Raw genomic sequence first — 19,173 nt, forward strand, 5'->3', positions numbered from 1 at the left:
CTACTAAAATCTACAGGGAAATTTTCAACATTTGAGCAATTGCTTTCCCAACACCATCATTCACATTTTTATCGGCTTGATACTTACAAATATGTTTAACCTCATCTTCTGCATTGCCCATTGCAAAGGAATAGCCAACTTTTTTTAGCATAGAGAGATCGTTTAGATTATCTCCAATCGCCATTGTTTCTTCTAATTCAATGCCTCTTTCTTTCACGAATGCTTCTAATGCAATCCCTTTTTGAGCATCGATATGGTTTACTTCTAAATTATTGTGGCCGGAAGATGTCACCTTGAGTCCTTCTATTTCATGCAGCGCCATACTTGCTTTTTCCAACAGGATTTCATCATTTGTAAATACTATAAACTTATAAAAGATATATTCAGGATTTTTAAAAAGAGCTTCATAGTCATCAATGGTTTGAATAAACCCATTTGTAAAGCGGTTTTCTACCATTTGTCTAATCTCTTCTGTTGGACGTTCAGGGTTTGCCGTTTTGTATATATCTACGATGACACTTATGCTTTTATCATAGTCCTCAGTAAATTTCCCGTTATTCGTATATATCTCAAAATAAACCCCAATTTCGCTCAAAATTTTAGCAATAGTTGCCCCTTGTTCTCCGCTTAAGCCTATTGATTTAACAATATCACCAACTTCATTCCTGATTTCCGCTCCGTTTACTGCTATAATAGGACAGGTAATTCCGGCATCCTCTAAAAGATAATGCGCTTCATCATACGAACGCCCTGTTGCAATCACAATTTCCATTCCCTGTTCCTGAGCAATTAATAGTGCCTTACGATTTAATTCACTTATTTCCTGTCTTGCATTCAATAATGTACCGTCCATATCTGATGCAATACACCGTATCATATAAGTATCACCCTTTCTAGTTGCACACGTTCCTTATCAACTTCAATATTGTACCATTACCGGTTCTGATTTCCTAACACTTCACTTTTTTTCTGTAAAAAAGCGCGAATCATAAAATAACTAATTTCATCGGGTAAAAGTTCTTTAATTGGTGTAAGTCTATCTGTCTCTGCCTTTTCAACTGCATCTGCGATTAATGATACATATTGACCAGGAATAAACTTATCCCAATCAATTGCACACCCTTCCTCAGAGCACCTAATAAGATGGCTTTCAATCGTCCTCGTTGACATCCCACGCCTATCTGCGATTTCCTCAATATTAAATCCTTCTTGTAATAGAGCATATGTGGCGTGATGGCTTTTCTCCTTTTGCTTTCCTTCTTCAGATACAGAAATGGCCCCAGAACTTTTCACATTAATTTCAACACTATTCTCGATTTTATTTTGTTCTCGGTAAGCTATAATTACAGCTAAAAATGCACTACCATATTGCTCCAGTTTTCTTTCTCCCACGCCTTTTATTTGTAAAAGTTCATTATTGGTGGCAGGCATTCTTACACTCATCTCCTGCAAGGTTTGATCAGAAAATATAATATATGGAGGAATCTTCTCTACTGTGGCAATTTCTCTTCTAAGCTTCCTTAAGTCTTCAAACAATGGATTATCTTGGGCCAGCCGCTTCACTTCAACCCGTTCCTTCTTAAAGACCTTTTCTCCGCCCATTAAAACACTAATCCCCTTATTTGTCACCACTAAGACAGGATAAGCACCATCTGTAGGGCGTAAGTATCCTTCCGCTGTTAAAAAATCTATAAACTCATTCACTTCTTTTTGGGTTTTTTCTTTCAAAATGCCGTAAGTAGAGAGCTGATGAAATCCAAGACTGTTAATCTTCTTATCATTAGAGCCTGTCAATACCTTTGTAATAAAGGTCTTTCCAAATCGCTCATTCATCCGTTTTATACAAGACAATACCATTTGTGCTTCTACTGTTACTTCTACTTGTTTACGATTATCTGTGCAATTCCCGCATTTTCCACAAGCATACGAATCTTCCTCACCGAAATACTGCAAAATATATTGTTGAAAACAAGTTTCAGTATGGCAATAAGAAATCATTTTCCGAAGCTTTGAATACTCATATTCCTTTCGCTCTATATTCATATCGGACTGATCTATAAAGAACTTCTGAATATGAATATCTTGGGGAGAAAATAATAGAATGCACTCACTTTCCAGCCCATCACGGCCCGCACGCCCAGCCTCTTGATAATACGACTCCATATTTTTAGGAATATGATAATGAATGACGTATCTGACATTCGATTTATTAATTCCCATACCAAATGCACTTGTTGCGACCATAATGGTAATATCATCATATAAAAATTCCTCTTGATTGCGTGCTCTCTCATTCTCTGACATACCAGCATGATATTTTCCTACTCTGACTCCTAGACTATTTAATTGTTGGTACAGCCGTTCTACTTCTTTTCGTGTTGCAGCGTAAATAATCCCCGATTGATCTTCATTTTTTTGAATATAATCTTTTATAAATAAATCCCGATCTTGCCCTTTAATCACCTGAAAAGCTAAATTCTCTCTGCCAAACCCGGTTAAAATAACATTAGAAAAAGGGATATTTAATAATTCACAAATATCATCCTTTACACTCGGTGTGGCGGTTGCAGTTAAAGCTAAAATAACTGGTTTTGGATGGATCTGCTGAATCAGTTTTTTGATGAGCAAATAGCTTGGCCGGAAGTCATGACCCCATTGCGATATACAATGCGCCTCATCAATGGCTAATAGAGAAACATTTACTCTGTTGAGGAGTTCAATAAAGAAAGTTGCCTCTAATCTCTCTGGAGCTATATAGATTAATTTAAATTCCCCAGCTTCCATTCTTCGCAAACGTTCATCCATTTCACTTACGTTAATAGAGCTATTAATAAAAGTAGCGGGAATACCTGCATTAGTTAAGGCATCAACTTGGTCCTTCATCAAGGAGATCAACGGAGAAATAACGATTGTAATACCGGAAAACAGCAATGCGGGGATTTGATAGCAAATAGATTTCCCACCACCTGTTGGCATGATGGCGACAGTATCTTTCCCATTTAAAACCTGGTTAATAATTGCCTCTTGGCCTTTCCTAAATTCAGTATAACCATAGTAGGATTGAAGAATGTCCTTTGCTTTTGATAACAATAGTATGCTCCTTTCGGGGATATATTTTTTAGAAGAATATGATGGAAATGGATGGAGAAAGCGAGGTTAATTAGATTATATATAATGTAGGTATAAATTGCTAGAATAATGAAGGCCTGATATTTCAATTTTTTGATTTCAAAAAAATAATAAGGATGATAGAAAGTCCCCACCCTTATTGTTTAACAACTTAACACGGAAGTTTAATGACTACATCAGTTCCGCATCCTTCTTGACTTGAAAATTCAAATGTTCCCTTATGATCCTGAATAATTTTGTAACTAATAGTAAGACCAAGACCCATTCCTTTTTCTTTTAAAGTAAAGAATGGCTCACCGATTTTTTCCAGTCGCTCAGACGGAATGCCGACGCCTTGATCGGAGACGATTATATGGATTTTATTGAGAACTCTTCTGGAAGTAATGTTAATCTGTCCTCCATTCGGCATAGCATCCATTGCATTTTTTAAGAGATTAATAAATACTTGAATAAGTCCATTACGATTTCCTTGTATCTTGCACACGGACTCTTCCATATTCATATTAATTTGAATATCCTTTAATAATGACTCCGGCTCCATAATATTAACAACATACTGCAGGATTTCATTTAATAAAACAGTGTCCATTTCTGCGCTTTGCGGTTTTGAAAGAGCGAGCAGTCCGCCTGCAATTTGATTGATCCTATCAATTTCAGATACCATAACTTTTGCATAATCCTCTGTAATATTGCCAGATTCCCACATTAATTGTGTAAGTCCTTTTATACTTGTTAGCGGATTACGAATCTCATGGGCAATCCCTGCGGCAAGTTCTCCAACTACTGAAAGCTTTTCCCGTTTAATTAATATCGATTCAGCTACCTTCTGTTGGGTAATATCTCTCCCTATTGTTAATAATCCCTTTCGCAACCCATTTTCGTAATAAAGGGGGATTTTAATAACATCGAAGCTTTTAATCTCTCCGGAAGGTACTATAAAAGACTCCTCTATTCTTGTTAATTTTCCGGCACGCCATACTTCTTCATCCGATAAATAGCAAGAATTCAGGCCATCTTTGAAAAAAGGAACTAATTCTGCCAGTTCCAAATCTGTTTTGCCAACGTAATCGATAGATTCTAATTGATAAAGTTTCCGACCAAATTTATTTACTTTTTTCCATCTGCCCTTTCCATCTTTAAAACAAATAAAATCAGGAGTGGCTTGCATCAGCAGAGACCATTTTTCTTCTTCGTCTTCTAGATGGCAATATTCCTTATAAAGAAAATAGAATCGGTACGTCCAAAACAATATATAGACTAGTAAGAAGCATAATAAAAGCATCATAACTTCTAAGAACCAGCTTGCATTGCGAAAAAAAGCAGAAATGACTAATTGACATCCTATATCAAGAAATAAAATAACTAGATTGATTACACAACAAGCGCTAAAGTAAATTTTCCTACGATTCCCCATAAAAGTTTCCTATTCCTTTTTTTATATACCCTTTTCATCTCATTCTACCATAAAGATTTGAGGCGAGAATATGTTTTCTATTCCGAAAAAAATGACGTTCAAATTAAAGCTTGAACGTCATTTTTTATGATTATTTTAATTTTGCTTTCAATTTATCCAACATATCAACGGTCATTTTTCCCAAATCATAATCGGCTTTAAATCCCCATTCTTCTTTTGCAGCAGTAGGATCGATGGAATTTGGCCAACTATCTGCAATTGCTTGTCTTGCTGGGTCCACATTATAGCTCATTTCAAATTGAGGGATATGCTTTTTAATTTCCGCGGCTATTTCTTCAGGAGCAAAGCTCATCGCCGTAATATTAAATGCATTCCGATGTACCAGTTTTGCAGAATCTGCTTCCATCAACTGAATAATGGCATTTAAAGCATCCGGCATATACATCATATCCATTTTTGTTCCTTCTCCAATGTATGAAGTATAGCGGCCACTTTTAATTGCTTCATAATAAATTTCTACCGCGTAGTCTGTGGTTCCACCTCCAGGTTGTGCTACATAAGAAATTAATCCTGGGAAGCGCACACCTCTCGTATCTACCCCAAATTTATAAAAATAGTAATCACATAATAACTCACCAGATACTTTGTTCACCCCATACATGGTTGTTGGACGTTGAATTGTATCTTGTGGTGTTTGGTCTTTTGGTGTAGATGGACCAAATGCACCAATGGAACTCGGCGTGAAAAATTGACAATTTAGTTCTCTTGCCGTTTCCAATGCATTTACCAGACCACCCATATTTAAATTCCAAGCTAATAACGGGTTTTTCTCAGCAGTAGCTGATAATAAAGCAGCAAGATGAACAATAGTGTCCACTTTATATTTTTTAGCAAGCTCATGCATCTTGCTGGCATCCGTAACATCCAGAATTTCAAATGGTCCTTCCTTCACAACGGTACTGCCGTTATCACGGATATCTGTTGCAATCACATTATCAGACCCGTATATACCGCGCATTTTGGTTACTAATTCTGTTCCGATTTGACCTAATGAACCGGTCACAAGTATTTTTTTCATGATGGAATCCCCCTGTATTGAAGCTCATCTCGTTGTCTAATCAAATCTATAATTAATGTTATGTCCCTAACGTTTACTCTATTGATAAATGTTTATAAGGTTGTATGCTTCTAGCTTCAGCGCCTTGTTCTTTAGATTAGGCCCATTTCTTTACCGACTTTTTCATAAATGAAAATTGCCTTATCAAGCATTTCCTTTGTATGTGCAGCTGTTGGCATATTTCTTACACGACCAGTGCCTTGTGGAACGGTTGGGAAAACAATAGACTTCGCATAAACGCCTTCTTCATAAAGTCGTTTACTGAACTCTTGAGTTGCCTTTTCCTCCCCAATAATACAAGGAGTAATTGGAGTCTCACTATTACCGATATTAAATCCAAGATTCTTTAAACCTTCTTTGAGATAATTTCCATTTTCCCATAGACGGTCATTCAGCTCTGTACTGCTCATTAATAGCTCAACCGCTTTGGTTGCTGCAGCAGCATCAGCAGGAGTTACCGCAGTGGAGAATAAAAATGGACGTGAACGAACCTTTAACCAGTCAATTAAATTCTTTCTTCCTGCTACATATCCGCCAACAACCCCAATGGCCTTTGAAAGTGTTCCAATTTGGAAATCAATCTTTTCTGCTAGGCCAAACTGCTTTACTGTTCCTGCTCCTTTTCCGGTTACACCAGAACCATGAGCATCATCCACATACGTAATTAAATCAAATTCTTCTGCAATCTCGATAATTCCCGGAAGGTTCGCAATATCGCCATCCATAGAAAACACGCCATCTGTGATTACCATGATTTTATTATATTGACCAGATTCTTTTGCTTCCTTTGCCTTTTTGCGTAAGTCATCCATATCAGAGTGATTGAAACGAATGATTTTTGCCTTTGAAAGACGGCAGCCATCAATGATGGATGCATGGTTCAACTCATCTGAAAGTATGGCATCATTTTTATCCATTACTGCAGAAATCGCAGCCATATTACAATTGAAACCTGATTGATATGCAATTGCTGCCTCTGTTCCTTTGAATTTAGCCAACGTTTCTTCCAATTTGATATGAAGGTCTAAAGTACCATTTATAGTACGCACTGCTCCCGCACCAACACCGTATTCTTTGATGGCATTAATCGCAACTTCCTTCAATCGCTCATCCGTAGCTAATCCTAGGTAGTTATTAGAGGAGAGATTAATCAGCTCTTTCCCTTTTATTTTAATGACTGGACCATTTGCACTTTCCACTACATCTATTTCATTATAAAGACCCTTGCCTTTTAAATCCTCTAGATTTTCTGTTAAAAATCGATCTAATGTATTACTGGACATCTGCAATCCCTCCATTTATAAATGTAAGCGTTTTATAAACAACTGTCCTCCACAGGTGGACAATAACATTTTCTATTATGCTATCTATATATAATTTATCATAAATAATTATTTTTGTTTATATGTGGTGGACAATAAATTTCTTCTTTTTATTATTTCCATCATTTTTCAAATAAAAAAATTATCCTCTCATTAAATGAAAGAATAATTTTTTTACATTATAACCATTGTATCTTAAAGTTTGTTCCACCTTTTATTAATGGGAGCAGTAAAAGATCCTCCGGAATGATTTTACCGATAACATTTACCTTTTCATCTGCTTTTAAATGCCGTTTTGTTATTTGAATTTCCCCTTTATATCGTCCGTAATGAAGATTATCTATTGTTATTGACCCAATTTCACGTTCAATAGTATTAAATGGATCGAGCGATTCTGTGCCAACTAGTCCATACTCACGTGATTCCATGGATCTAATACAATCTCTGGCTGAATCCCAACGATTTGTTTGAACTGACTCTAAAAATTGCAATATTTTCTTATCCACTGTATATGCTTTGGCACGTAACAACAAATAACCTTCTTCATTGTATTTCTGAAACTGATCAAGAGATTTTTCACTTAATTCAAAATCTCCGACTAAAACCTTATCAATCTCCTCATTAATAATAAAATCATAGAAAGCAGAGAACGGTGATTGATACCTATGGTCTTCTAATGTGGGTAACCCCATATATAATGGGCCTCTAAGTTTTTTATCTCCAGGGATAAATGCCATTGTTTTTATCCCTTCCGATTTCAACCACTGATTCTTTTTTCTAAATTCTTTGCGGTCAAGACCAGTTTCAGGGCGCGGATAATAATTATGCCATGCTTCAACAGCATCAATCTTTAATCCAAATGATTTCAATCGTGCTAAAGATTTCTGTGTTATGGTACTTGCATTTAATGCTACTTTCATTTTTTTCGATAAGGCAGCTATATCCTCTTCTTTAATACCATAATCAACTCGTAAACCAGTTAATCCCCAATCAAGAAGCTCGGGAGCAGAATCCCAAGTGTATCCTAAATAATCCATCGACTTAGGAGAAATATCTGCTACCAACTCTAATCCCTTACTTTTAGCAATTCTTCCAAGCTCTTTCAATCTTTCTTCATAAACGGATGGGTTATCTTCCGGGATATGTAATGAGGTAAATATCGAACGAAACCCTTTTTCAGCTACCTTAAGTATATATTCTCTTTGATTTTCAATAGGTTCAGAGAGATAAACGGAAAGACCTAACATTTAAAACATTCCTTTCATAGACAAAAAGGGAGGATTATCCCCCCTTTTTGCCATTTAATCTTTAAATATCATCTGCCATTTCTTCCTTGAATCCAAATAGGTAAGTAAATAAGAATCCAAATGCATATGCAATCAATAGTCCTATAATATACAAGAAATATTTATTTCCTACAATTAGCATAGTTAGGGAGATACCGGATACCCCAATGCCACTTGCAGCTGTTTTCATTACTGCTTGGAAGGCACCTCCAACTGCGGCTCCTAGGCAGGCAGTTATGAAAGGTCGACCAAGCGGTAAAGTAACACCATATAATAGCGGCTCGCCAATACCTAGTATTCCTGCAGGAAGACCACCTTTAATAATATTTTTCAATTTCCTATTTTTTGTTTTAACAAAGATAGCAAGTGCTGCTCCTACTTGACCTGCGCCAGCCATCGCTAATACTGGTAAAAGTGCTGTGCTTCCTGTCTTTTGAATTAATTCCATATGAATTGGCGTCAACCCTTGATGTAAACCAACCATTACAAGCGGTAAGAAGAATCCAGATAATATGGCTCCGGCCACCACTCCGCCAAAGTCTAAAATTGCATTAATTGCGTTCGTAATTCCATCTGATACTACACCCGCTACAGGCATTACAACAAATAATGATAAAATAGCTACAACCAAAATAGTAATAAGCGGTGTGAAAATAATATCTATGGAATTAGGCATAAATTTTCTTACTTGTTTTTCAACAAAGGTCATAAGCCATGCGGCAAAAATAACTCCAAATAACCCTCCACGTCCTACAATTAATGCGTGACCAAAAATATGAATATCTGCTAATCCAGGATTGAATAGCAACATTCCTGCAATGGCACCAAGAACCGGTGTACCGCCGAATTCTTTCGCTGTATTCCAGCCTACTAGAACTGCTAAGTAAGTAAAGATACAGCTGCCGAGAAGTAAGAGAATTTGCATCCAAGTAGCAGTAGGATCGACTCCTGCGTTTTTAGCAAAGTTGGCAATACCATTTACAATTCCTGATGCCACTAGCCCAGGAATTAGTGGAATAAAGATGTTTCCAATTTTACGTAATAAATTTTTTACCGGAGTATTATTTTTCTTCTTAATACTAGCCTTATTTATTTGCGCTCTTTCTTCCAGTGTCATATCACTTGCGGCAGCTACTTCCCCGATTGCTAATCCAGTCAGATTACTTAAAGCATCCGATACCTTATTAACGGTTCCAGGTCCCACTACAATTTGCAATGTTTCGTCCTCTATCACTCCCATAACCCCGTTTATTTTTTTCAGAGCTTGAATATCGGCTTTTCCCTCATTATTTAGATCCAAACGAACACGAGTCATGCAGAAGGCAATTTTCCTAATGTTTTCCTTTCCTCCTACATTCGCTAATATCCCTTCAGCTATCTGCTGTTCTTTCTTCAATTCTCTCTCCCCCTTGCTTATAAAGCTTTTCTTATAAAACCATTAGAGTTACTTAGCTTCTCTAATGCCTCTTTATAAGAACATTGAAGTAAAATCATGATAATAGCTGCCTTAACATTATGGTTTGCCTCTTCAAAATACTTTGCAGCTGTATCATAATCGACATCTGCTGCTTGCATAATAATGCGTTTAGATCGCTCAATTAACTTGTAATTGGTTGATTGGACATCGACCATTAGATTCTTATATACTTTTCCAATACCTATCATGGATGCCGTAGAAATCATGTTTAAAACAAGCTTCTGCGCTGTTCCCGCTTTTAATCTTGTGGATCCTGTTAAAACTTCTGGTCCTGTCTCCACCTCTATTTTTACCTTTGCATATTTGCTTATTTCTGCGTTTTTATTACAACTTATGCTTACTGTCTTTGCTCCAGCATGACTAGCATATTTAAGAGCGCCGATAACATAAGGAGTACGCCCGCTTGCAGCAATCCCTATGACTGTATCTTTCTCTGAAATTGCTATGCTTTTTAAATCACTTTCTCCTAAACTTTCATTATCCTCTGCGCCTTCAACCGCCTCTGTAAACGCTTTCATACCACCAGCAATAAATCCTTGCACCATTTCAGATGGTGAACCAAATGTTGGTTTACACTCTACTGCATCTAAAATACCAAGTCTTCCGCTCGTGCCTGCACCGATATAGATTAGTCGACCTCCTTCTTGAAATGACTGGATTACATTTTGAACGGCTTCTTCAATACTATGAATTTCCATAGCAACTGCTTGAGGTACTGTTAAGTCTTCCCGATTCATTGTTTTTAAAATTTCATGAACCGACATGACATCTAAATCCATGGTGCTGCTATTTCGCTTTTCTGTTGTCAGTTTATCAAGCATAGAACCATCCTTTAAAATTTTATTTCACACTTTTATTTTATATGACCGAAATAAAATGTCAATAATATTTTCATTTATTATGAATCAAAATTTCATTTGACGGAAAATAAGTGCAACTCTCCGAAAATGCATTTGGATTCACCTACGAAGACGAACCGCTTCCTTTCTTGCCTTATGATAAAGATTCACTAAATTTTCGCCAATGCTATTAAATACACTCAAATATAAAGTATCGATGATATTTAATTGAGTCATTCGCGATGCAATAGTACCTATTCGAAAATCCTGTTCCACATTTGGGGTACACAATCGAATGTCTGCTTCTTTGTATAGCGGTGACTTATCAATATTTGTTATTGCAATTAATGTTGCACCACTTTTCTTTGCAAATTGCGCAAGTTCTAACACATCCTTCGTTTTTCCAGACATACTTATTGCTATAAAAATATCTCCTTTAGACAAATGAGGAATCAGCGTAATTAAATAGTGAAAATCATGGGCCATGACGGAATGAAATCCTAGCCTTGTGAATTTATAATGCCCATCAAATGCAGCCGTAGCCGAGCCTCCTACTCCAAAAAAGATAATTTTTTTTGCAGTTTTAATAGATTCTACCGCTTTGTTTAATTCATTTTTATCTAAGGATGATAATGTTGACTCAACAGCATGTTTATTAACATAAGTTACTTTATGAAATAGCTCATACGGGGAGTCTTTTTTTTGTAGAATAGAAAAGTCTGTAATGTCCGTTTCTGACAGGGTTAAATCCTTCACCAATTCCAGTTTAAACGACTTAAAACTTCTAATTCCAATGGATTTACAAAAGCGGACTACACTCGCTTCACTTACTCCGGTTTTTTTAGAAAGATCTTTCGTGGTCATATTTGGTACTAATTTCGCATTATCTATAATAAACTTACCTATTTTTTTCTCTGCTTCTGTCAATTGACTTAATTGATTTTCTATTTTTGCAAGTAATGAATGCATTGTGGAACCCCCGTACTCCTAAAATCAGAACTGTTTTAATACCCACTAAAGTAATCTCAGTTGTACTACTAACTTATGTACTCTAGTGGGATTATATCATTTACTCTCTATTCTTATCGAAAACTTTGTTCTTCATTAATAGCTCCTGAACCGCTATCTGAATTCTTTCCACCGCAATACTTAGTCGATCTCTCGGACAAGCTATGTTCATTCTTAAGAATGATTCCCCACTTTTTCCGAACTTATATCCTTCATCAAATTTAACTTTGGCTTCCTTTAAAAAATACTGGAATAGTTCTTCCCCTTTCAAGTTTAATTTCGAGCAATCCATCCATATAAGATGGGTCGCTTCAGGATGTATAAGCGTTATTTCCGGGATATTAGTATTAAAATAGTCTTCAACGAACCGCAGATTTCCCTCTAAATATCTTAATAAGTCTTCTAACCAATATTCACAGGAGGTATATGCAGCGACAGTGGCCTCAACACCAAATACATTCGGTCTCATCATTCCATATTGAAATAGTTTATGCTGATATTTGTCTCTTATTTCTGTATTAGGAATCATAATAATAGAAGTTTGTAACCCAGCAATATTAAAGGTTTTACTAGGAGCTGCACAAAGAATGCTCCTGTTTTTAATTTCATGATTCACACTGAATAATGGCAAATGGTGATTTCCTTTGTATACAAGGTCACCGTGCATTTCATCCGAGATAATCCACACATCGTTTTTCAAACATATGTCTGCAATCTTCCTTAACTCTTCTTCACTCCAAACTCGTCCAACTGGATTATGAGGACTGCATAATATCATGACCTTTGCCAGTGGATCACTTGCCTTTCGCTCAAGGTCTGCAAAATCAATTTCATAGCGCCCATCAACATATTTAAGCGAGTTTGAAAGAATTTCACATTGATGATTTTCAATACTGCTATAAAAAGGATAATATACTGGCTCTTGAACGATTACTTTGTCCCCCGGTTTCGTTAAAACTTGTAAAAGAAGATTCATTCCAGGTATGATGCCAGGACTAAAACAGATCCAGTCTCTTTCCATTTTCAGCTGAAATCTCTTTTCCCACCATTTCATAATAGAAGTATAATAATCTTCACAAAAAGTTGTGTACCCATATATCCCATGCCTTGCTTTCTTTTCCATGGCCTCAATAATCTCAGGAGCCACCTGGAAATCCATATCTGCAATACACATTGGGATTATTTCATCATCTGCCATTGACCATTTTACCGAATGTGTATTTGTCCTCTCGATGCAATCATTCCAATTCACACTTTATCCCCCTATTCTTTGTCCTCATACATACTTTAATATAATTGTGTGAATCTTTAAACCATGTTATGTTGAACAATGCAAAAAAGCCTAAAAAAAAGTGACCCCACATAATAGAGCCACTTCAATCATTATTGTTCCAACTTTTGAATTCCAGCATTCACTTCCTCGTAAATCTCATCAACAATAGCATAGTCCATTGCTTCAATATAATATTGTTCAAGCTCATCATGAAGGGCTTTTGCCTCCGCTAAATAAGCAGTACCTTCTTTCATCTTATCTTTATATCTTTTATGCACTTCCTTAATTTCTATAGAATATTTTTCATCTGTTCCTGGAGTTACTGCTGCTAAATATAAATCCACAATTTCATCACCTTCACGATCAGGAAAATACTCATGAGGATCTGTGCTGTCAAAGATTGCAACTCCTAATTCTCTGATAATCACCATATCTAAGCTGTTAGGGTCAAAACCACAATGATAAATTTCTGTGTCAAAGCCCCTTTCTTCCGAGACGGCAGCGATTTTTTTCAAAAGGGTGGATTTCCCTGTTCCTGCACGACCTTTAATAAAGTAGCGTTTCGTTAAACCATCTGTTAAATTTGCAATGAAATCCACAGCCCCTTTTGGCGTTGCTGCCCCAAGAAAACGATCGCGAACAATAGCTTCTTTTTCACTAACCTGATCTGAGAAGATTTTTTCTATTAATTCTAAAGCAACCTGATTGGCCTTCTCATAACTCATTTCTTTAATATAAATTTCCTCTAAATCATCGTGCTCCTTCAAACCTTCTGCAAATGAATCATAAGCACATTGAAATTTCTCACTGATTTTCTTTTGAATGCCGACAATTTCTTTGCGATGTTGAATAAGAAGCTCGCTATTCCATGCACGACCTAAATTAATATACTCCTCTATCGCTCCAGGAGCTAATGGTTCTATAACATGCGGTGCTGTTCCATCCACAACACCCACTTTCAACGAGGGGATAATAATACCGTCAATAGAGTCATTATCAGAAGAACAATGGATTAGTTCAATGGAGTATCCTTTTTGTCCCCATTCCGCAGCAAGTCTTTTCATTAAACTGGATTTTCCAGTTCCAGGTCCGCCTTTCAGAATAAAGAGCCGATCAAGCCCCTTTAAGTTGGAATTGAATAAATTATAAAAACCTCTGCCAGTGTTACCGCCCGCATAATAATTTAAAACCTTTCCTGTCATATCTTTACACTCCTCTTACAGTAATCGGATTAAAATTGAAAATAACTACACATTAGCCTATGCAACATTTGAAAAATTGGTTACTTTGCCCATACAATGTTAGATTCATTGATAGTACAATGTTTATTGGCCTATACTATAGGTGTAAGGTATATAGGGGGAAATAGAAATTGAAAGTAAAAAATAAAAAAGTACTCTTTTCTTCAATGGTTATGATTTTGTTTGGATTGTTCATATTATTATTCATTTCACCTGACCGAACAAAATCGCAGTATACTAACCAATCGACACCAACCATGTTTGTCCATGGGTTTAAAGGTGGTCCAAGATCCTTCAATACTATGCTTGATCGATTTCAGAATGAGTATCATTGGGGAGAGAAGACAATGGTTTGCGAGGTCGATAAAAACGGTCATCTTCGTTTTTACGGAGGAATACCGACTTACTCAAAAAACCCATTTATCCAAGTTGTTTTTAAAAATAACCGTGCAAGCATCCAAGATACCACTAATTGGTTAAAAGAAATTATGATTGTCTTGCATCAACAATATAATGTAAAAAAAATTTTTGTAGTGGGGCATTCTATGGGTGGACTTGTGCTTACCAATTTTATAGAACAATCTGATGGACAATATCCGGAAGTTCAAAAGCTTATTACCATCGGTAGCCCATTTAAAGGAATTCAAAGAGAGACTTATTACCAAAACGCCCATAATACAGGCCCTGCTATTTTGGATTTAAAAACTAACTCATCGTTTCTTCGCTCTCTTGTTACCAATAGAAAAGACTTTAGTCAGCATGTCCAGGTATTATCCATTGCAGGGGTAGCAAGAAATCCAGAAGATGGGGATGGAGTGGTTTCTTTAAATAGTGCACTCGGACTTCGAGATATTGCACCAAAAAATCATTTTCAAAAGAAGGTTATCTATGACCCTCATGCTACACATAGCGGTTTACATGAGAATCCGATTGTAGATCAATATGTTGGTGAATTTTTATGGGGATATTAAGAAAAGCGGAGGAAACCCCCCGCTTTTTCTTTAGTCAAGTTCATCTAATTGTTTGTTCAAGTTACTTAATTCCTTTTCAATATCAGCCAGCTGCTTTTCTAAAGGCGACAAGTTTCCTTTAACAAACTCTAATTTTTCTAAATCATGCTGGAGCCGTACATAATCTGCCTTTAGATCTTCTATCTTATATTCAATTTCTTTTCGATTCATCGTTTACACCTCTAATGAAGTCATTGATATTTTTCCATGCATATGCCACTTCTAGTATACCAGTATCTCCTATCAATTGCTCACCAATAACCTCACCGCCATGACGTTCATAGAATTTTCTGGATTCATTATCTTTTATTACCCATGCCATTATGGAGTGAATATTATGGCTTATTAGATGCTCTATTACTTGTTTAAAAAGCAGTGTACCAATTCCCTTTCTCTGAAAGGCTTCTAAAATATATAGAGTATAAAGTTCGCCTTTTATCGGGAATTTATTCGTCCTTTCCAGACCGCACTCCGCAAATGCAACTATTTCTCCTTCCTCTGTTTCCGCTAAAAAGCAGTGGTATTTTTCTGCTTTTTTCTCGAGACGAGGTATCCAGTTACTCTCCACTTTTTCATATGTGCGATTTTTCCATGTCCTTCTGAGAATATACCTGTATACGTTGACTTCCAGCTGTCATAATGAACCCTTGCCAACCCTTTAATATCCTCGATAGTTGCAATTCTAATCTTCATCCCTATCCCCATTTCAAATTTTTTTACAAGCATTATAGCATTGAAACATATTAATATTAAAACAAAAACAGCTTATCAATTTAGATAAGCTGTTTTGTATGATTATGCTTCAACTGCCTTTTGTTTTGGCTCTTGATATATATTTGTATCAATTTCCTTTGTTATTTTACCAGTTAAAATTCCAGCTGTCATACTGCCGCTTACATTTAATGCTGTACGACCCATATCGATTAATGGTTCAACCGAAATAAGTAAACCAACAATCGCAATTGGCAGATTTAAAGTTGATAATACGATTAAGGCAGCGAATGTCGCACCACCACCGACACCTGCAACACCAAACGAACTAATTGCAACTGTTAAAATTAGCGTAATAATAAAGGATGGAGATGTTGGATCAATTCCTGCAGTTGGTGCTACCATAACGGCTAACATCGCAGGATAAATTCCAGCACAACCATTTTGCCCAATGGTTAACCCAAAAGAAGCTGCAAAGTTTGCAATACCCTCTGAAACTCCGAAATCATTTGTTTGAGTTTTGATATTCAAAGGTAATGTCCCTGCACTTGTTCTAGAAGTAAAGGCAAAAGATATAGTTGGCAATGCCTTGCGTACATATTGAACAGGGCTTAGTTTTGCTAGTGATAATAGAATTAAATGAACGATAAACATTACAATTAGTGCAACATAAGAAGCAACAACAAATTTTCCAAGTTTTACAATAGCACCATAATCACTTGTAGCAGCAACTTTTGTAATTAAAGCTAAAATTCCATATGGTGTCAGGCGAAGAACAAGTGTAACCACCCTCATAACAATGGCATATAAAGTATCTATTATTTTTGCAAAGAATTCACCTTGCTCAGGATTTTTTCGCTTCACTCCAAGATAAGCAATCCCTACTATAGCGGAGAAGATAACAACTGCTATCGTAGAAGTTGGACGAGCTCCTGTTAAGTCCTGAAACGGATTACTTGGGAATAATTGAAGTATTTGTTGCGGTATTGTAGCATCTTTAACAGTACCGACAGTTTGAGCTAATTCAGCGTTCCGGGCTTTTTCCATTTCTCCGGAAACTAAGTGCACACCATCAAGATGAAAGCTTAATGCTGATCCAATCCCAAGAGCTGCAGCAATTGCTGTTGTTCCTAATAAAATACCAATTACTAAGAAGCTAATTTTCCCGATATTTTTAGTCAGATTTAGCTTTGTAAATGCCCCTACAATGGAGATAAACACCAAAGGCATAACAATCATTTGCAGTAATTTCACATATCCGCTACCTACAATACTGAACCAATCAATAGTGTGAGTAGTTACGAATGATGTTGTACCGTATAGGATATGTATTAACAAACCAAATACGATACCTAATCCAAGGCCCGTAAAGACGCGTTTGGAAAAAGAAACATGCTTCTTCTGCATCATAGCCATACCTACAATGAGTAAAAGCAAAACAATTATATTAATAATAATAAGAAACGAGTTCACTTTTCTTCCCCCTATAAAATAATAAGAAATACAAGTCCATACTATAGTATAATTAATCCAATCAGTCAAGTCGGATTACTTAATAATCATCTTATTTTTTTAATGAGCAATAAATGAACAATTCCCACTATTTTATATCGACCGATTTTGACATTGTCTTTTAGTATATATGCCTTAGTTTCATAACCAGTAAATAAAAAAATCAGCCAAACGATAGGCTGATTTCTTCCTTATTAATAGATAACCTTCCAATTATGGTTAACTGTTGCTTGAACCACTTTATTTTCTAATATATAGTTGGCTATAAATTCCGAAACATCTGTTGGAATATCTTTAATCACTGGTTTGTTTTTATACATAAAATAATCGCCGCCACCGCCGGCACGGTAATTATTCATTACTACGTCATATTCCTTATCATATTGAACTGGCTGTCCATTATATTCCAATTTGACAATTCTTTCACCAAAAGGCTTAGAAATATCAATCAAATAGTCAATTCCTTCCCACATATCATAATTATAATGCTGCGGCTTTGGTGTAGAAAAGGCGGGATTCACTTCAATTTTTCCACCATCATATTGTTTAAAATAAGATGCAGACCTCTCTAAGGCGTCTTTCATATCTTGCCCGGTTATACGTATCACCTTTAATGTATTGGGATATATATAGTTTGATACCACATCTCTCATTGTTACATTTACCGGAAATCCAGGAGAAATATTATCGAATAAAGCAGTATTAGAAATATCCACTCCTGCTACTTCCATTTGAACGCGGTTAATAAATTCAATTAGAGCGTTATCACGTGTTCTAATTTCCATTGGATCTCGAACAAGCATATCTCCTTCAATTTTTCCAATTGGCTGATCCAACCATTCCTGTGTATCCCTCTCATACTCCATTACTTTATTTAATAATACTTGATCTGCCTCCACATTTTGGACAGAAAGTAATTCAGAAGACTTTTGTACACATTTCCAACCATTATCTAGTTTCTCTAGCTGTAATGTTACTTTTCCTAAAGCAATCCCATTATTACCAGGTTGGACAACGATAACACCGTTAATGATATTTCCAGCAATTTGACGGTGCTGATGACCAGTTAACAGAACATCTATGCCTTCGACTTCCATGCATAGCTGATATCCTTGATTTTCTCCAGTTAAGTTCTCTGTCGGTTCGCCTGTTTCTAAATCGCATTCGAAACCGCCATGATAAGCAACAACTACAATATCTACTTTTTCTTCTGTTTTTAAATGGCTTACCCATTTTTTAGCAGTTTCAACTGCATCCACAAATTCCATTCCTTCTATATGCTGAGGCTGCTCCCAATTAGGAATATACGGGGTGGTCAGTCCTAATATGCCAACCCGTAAACCTGTTGCAAATTCTTTAACGGTGTATGGTTTTCCAAAGTAGGGTTCGCCTGTCTCCTTACTTACAATGTTTGCAGATAACCAAGGAAAATTGGATTCCTTCACCGCTGAAGCTAGCAGCTCTTTCCCATAATTAAACTCGTGGTTCCCAAAAACGGCAGCATCATAATGTAATTCATTTGCTAGAATAATCATCGGATTAGGACGATTAGATCGAATCCGTGCATAGTGATATGTTAGTGGAGTTCCCTGGATTAGATCACCATTCTCTACTAATAAAACTTGCGAATGGTTGTTTTTTTCCTTTTTTATCAAAGTTGCTACCTTTCCTAAGCCAACGTCAGAGGGATTGTTATTTCCGTAATTAATTGGAAATATGCTTCCATGAACATCACTCGTTTCCAGGATAACTAGTTCCATTTTGTTCATGATAAAATTCCTTTCTAGAGAAACTGTTTTATAGAATATTCTGTCCCTATATTTTACACAAACCT

Annotated in this window: 17 protein-coding genes; 1 reads left to right on the forward strand and 16 read right to left on the reverse strand. The window is 36.3% G+C overall.

What is annotated here, in order from left to right; all coding sequences use genetic code 11:
* Positions 1 to 10: 10 nt before the first annotated feature.
* From CWO92_RS11985 to CWO92_RS12035, 11 genes are all read right to left on the reverse strand, one after another.
* On the reverse strand, positions 11 to 877 hold the full coding sequence (locus tag CWO92_RS11985; RefSeq protein WP_101354451.1) for a Cof-type HAD-IIB family hydrolase: 867 nt from the start codon (positions 875 to 877) through the stop codon (positions 11 to 13).
* A gap of 56 nt (positions 878 to 933) precedes the next feature.
* Entirely contained in the window at positions 934 to 3,096 is a 2,163-nt protein-coding gene (gene recQ / locus CWO92_RS11990; protein ID WP_101354452.1) for a DNA helicase RecQ, read from the reverse strand.
* A 184-nt stretch (positions 3,097 to 3,280) separates the two neighbouring features.
* Positions 3,281 to 4,543, reverse strand: coding sequence for an ATP-binding protein (locus CWO92_RS11995; RefSeq protein WP_101354453.1), 1,263 nt, complete (start codon positions 4,541 to 4,543; stop codon positions 3,281 to 3,283).
* 130 nt (positions 4,544 to 4,673) lie between these two features.
* Positions 4,674 to 5,621, reverse strand: coding sequence for an L-threonine 3-dehydrogenase (locus tag CWO92_RS12000; RefSeq protein WP_101354454.1), 948 nt, complete (start codon positions 5,619 to 5,621; stop codon positions 4,674 to 4,676).
* A 131-nt stretch (positions 5,622 to 5,752) separates the two neighbouring features.
* A complete protein-coding gene (locus CWO92_RS12005; RefSeq protein ID WP_101354455.1) occupies positions 5,753 to 6,943 on the reverse strand; it encodes a glycine C-acetyltransferase in 1,191 nt (396 codons plus the stop codon).
* A gap of 218 nt (positions 6,944 to 7,161) precedes the next feature.
* A complete protein-coding gene (locus CWO92_RS12010) occupies positions 7,162 to 8,229 on the reverse strand; it encodes a DUF871 domain-containing protein (protein ID WP_101354456.1) in 1,068 nt (355 codons plus the stop codon).
* A gap of 61 nt (positions 8,230 to 8,290) precedes the next feature.
* Positions 8,291 to 9,664, reverse strand: coding sequence for a PTS transporter subunit EIIC (locus CWO92_RS12015; RefSeq protein WP_101354457.1), 1,374 nt, complete (start codon positions 9,662 to 9,664; stop codon positions 8,291 to 8,293).
* Between the two features lie 17 nt (positions 9,665 to 9,681).
* Positions 9,682 to 10,566: an N-acetylmuramic acid 6-phosphate etherase gene (gene murQ / locus CWO92_RS12020; RefSeq protein ID WP_101354458.1), complete on the reverse strand. Its 885-nt coding sequence runs from the start codon at positions 10,564 to 10,566 to the stop codon at positions 9,682 to 9,684.
* 138 nt (positions 10,567 to 10,704) lie between these two features.
* Positions 10,705 to 11,553, reverse strand: coding sequence for a MurR/RpiR family transcriptional regulator (locus CWO92_RS12025; protein WP_101354459.1), 849 nt, complete (start codon positions 11,551 to 11,553; stop codon positions 10,705 to 10,707).
* 100 nt (positions 11,554 to 11,653) lie between these two features.
* Positions 11,654 to 12,844: a MalY/PatB family protein gene (locus tag CWO92_RS12030; protein WP_101354460.1), complete on the reverse strand. Its 1,191-nt coding sequence runs from the start codon at positions 12,842 to 12,844 to the stop codon at positions 11,654 to 11,656.
* Between the two features lie 131 nt (positions 12,845 to 12,975).
* Complete coding sequence (locus CWO92_RS12035) at positions 12,976 to 14,067, reverse strand: PRK06851 family protein (protein ID WP_101354461.1); 1,092 nt, start codon at positions 14,065 to 14,067, stop codon at positions 12,976 to 12,978.
* A gap of 170 nt (positions 14,068 to 14,237) precedes the next feature.
* Here CWO92_RS12035 and CWO92_RS12040 point away from each other — a divergent pair, with 170 nt between their 5' ends.
* Positions 14,238 to 15,077, forward strand: a complete 840-nt coding sequence (locus CWO92_RS12040; protein WP_101354462.1) for an alpha/beta fold hydrolase — start codon at positions 14,238 to 14,240, stop codon at positions 15,075 to 15,077.
* 30 nt (positions 15,078 to 15,107) lie between these two features.
* Here the strand turns inward: CWO92_RS12040 and CWO92_RS12045 are convergent, their stop codons facing one another.
* The 5 genes from CWO92_RS12045 to CWO92_RS12060 form a co-directional block, all read right to left on the reverse strand.
* The gene (locus CWO92_RS12045; protein ID WP_101354463.1) at positions 15,108 to 15,287 is read right to left on the reverse strand and encodes an SE1832 family protein; all 180 of its coding nucleotides are present in this window, start codon (positions 15,285 to 15,287) and stop codon (positions 15,108 to 15,110) included.
* Complete coding sequence (locus CWO92_RS12050; RefSeq protein ID WP_158176685.1) at positions 15,268 to 15,684, reverse strand: GNAT family N-acetyltransferase; 417 nt, start codon at positions 15,682 to 15,684, stop codon at positions 15,268 to 15,270. Before CWO92_RS12050 ends, CWO92_RS12045 begins: the two co-directional genes overlap by 20 nt.
* Positions 15,624 to 15,809 carry a hypothetical protein gene (locus tag CWO92_RS25425; RefSeq protein WP_158176686.1) on the reverse strand — a complete coding sequence of 62 codons (186 nt, stop codon included), beginning with the start codon at positions 15,807 to 15,809 and terminating at the stop codon, positions 15,624 to 15,626. The genes CWO92_RS12050 and CWO92_RS25425 overlap by 61 nt, the downstream gene beginning before the upstream one ends.
* A gap of 102 nt (positions 15,810 to 15,911) precedes the next feature.
* A complete protein-coding gene (locus CWO92_RS12055) occupies positions 15,912 to 17,300 on the reverse strand; it encodes an L-cystine transporter (RefSeq protein WP_101354465.1) in 1,389 nt (462 codons plus the stop codon).
* Between the two features lie 233 nt (positions 17,301 to 17,533).
* Positions 17,534 to 19,108 carry a bifunctional metallophosphatase/5'-nucleotidase gene (locus tag CWO92_RS12060; RefSeq protein ID WP_101354466.1) on the reverse strand — a complete coding sequence of 525 codons (1,575 nt, stop codon included), beginning with the start codon at positions 19,106 to 19,108 and terminating at the stop codon, positions 17,534 to 17,536.
* Positions 19,109 to 19,173 lie beyond the last annotated feature (65 nt).

Origin of the sequence: Heyndrickxia camelliae (assembly GCF_002844575.1) — a bacterium.
GTDB classification, from domain to species: domain Bacteria; phylum Bacillota; class Bacilli; order Bacillales; family Bacillaceae_C; genus Margalitia; species Margalitia camelliae.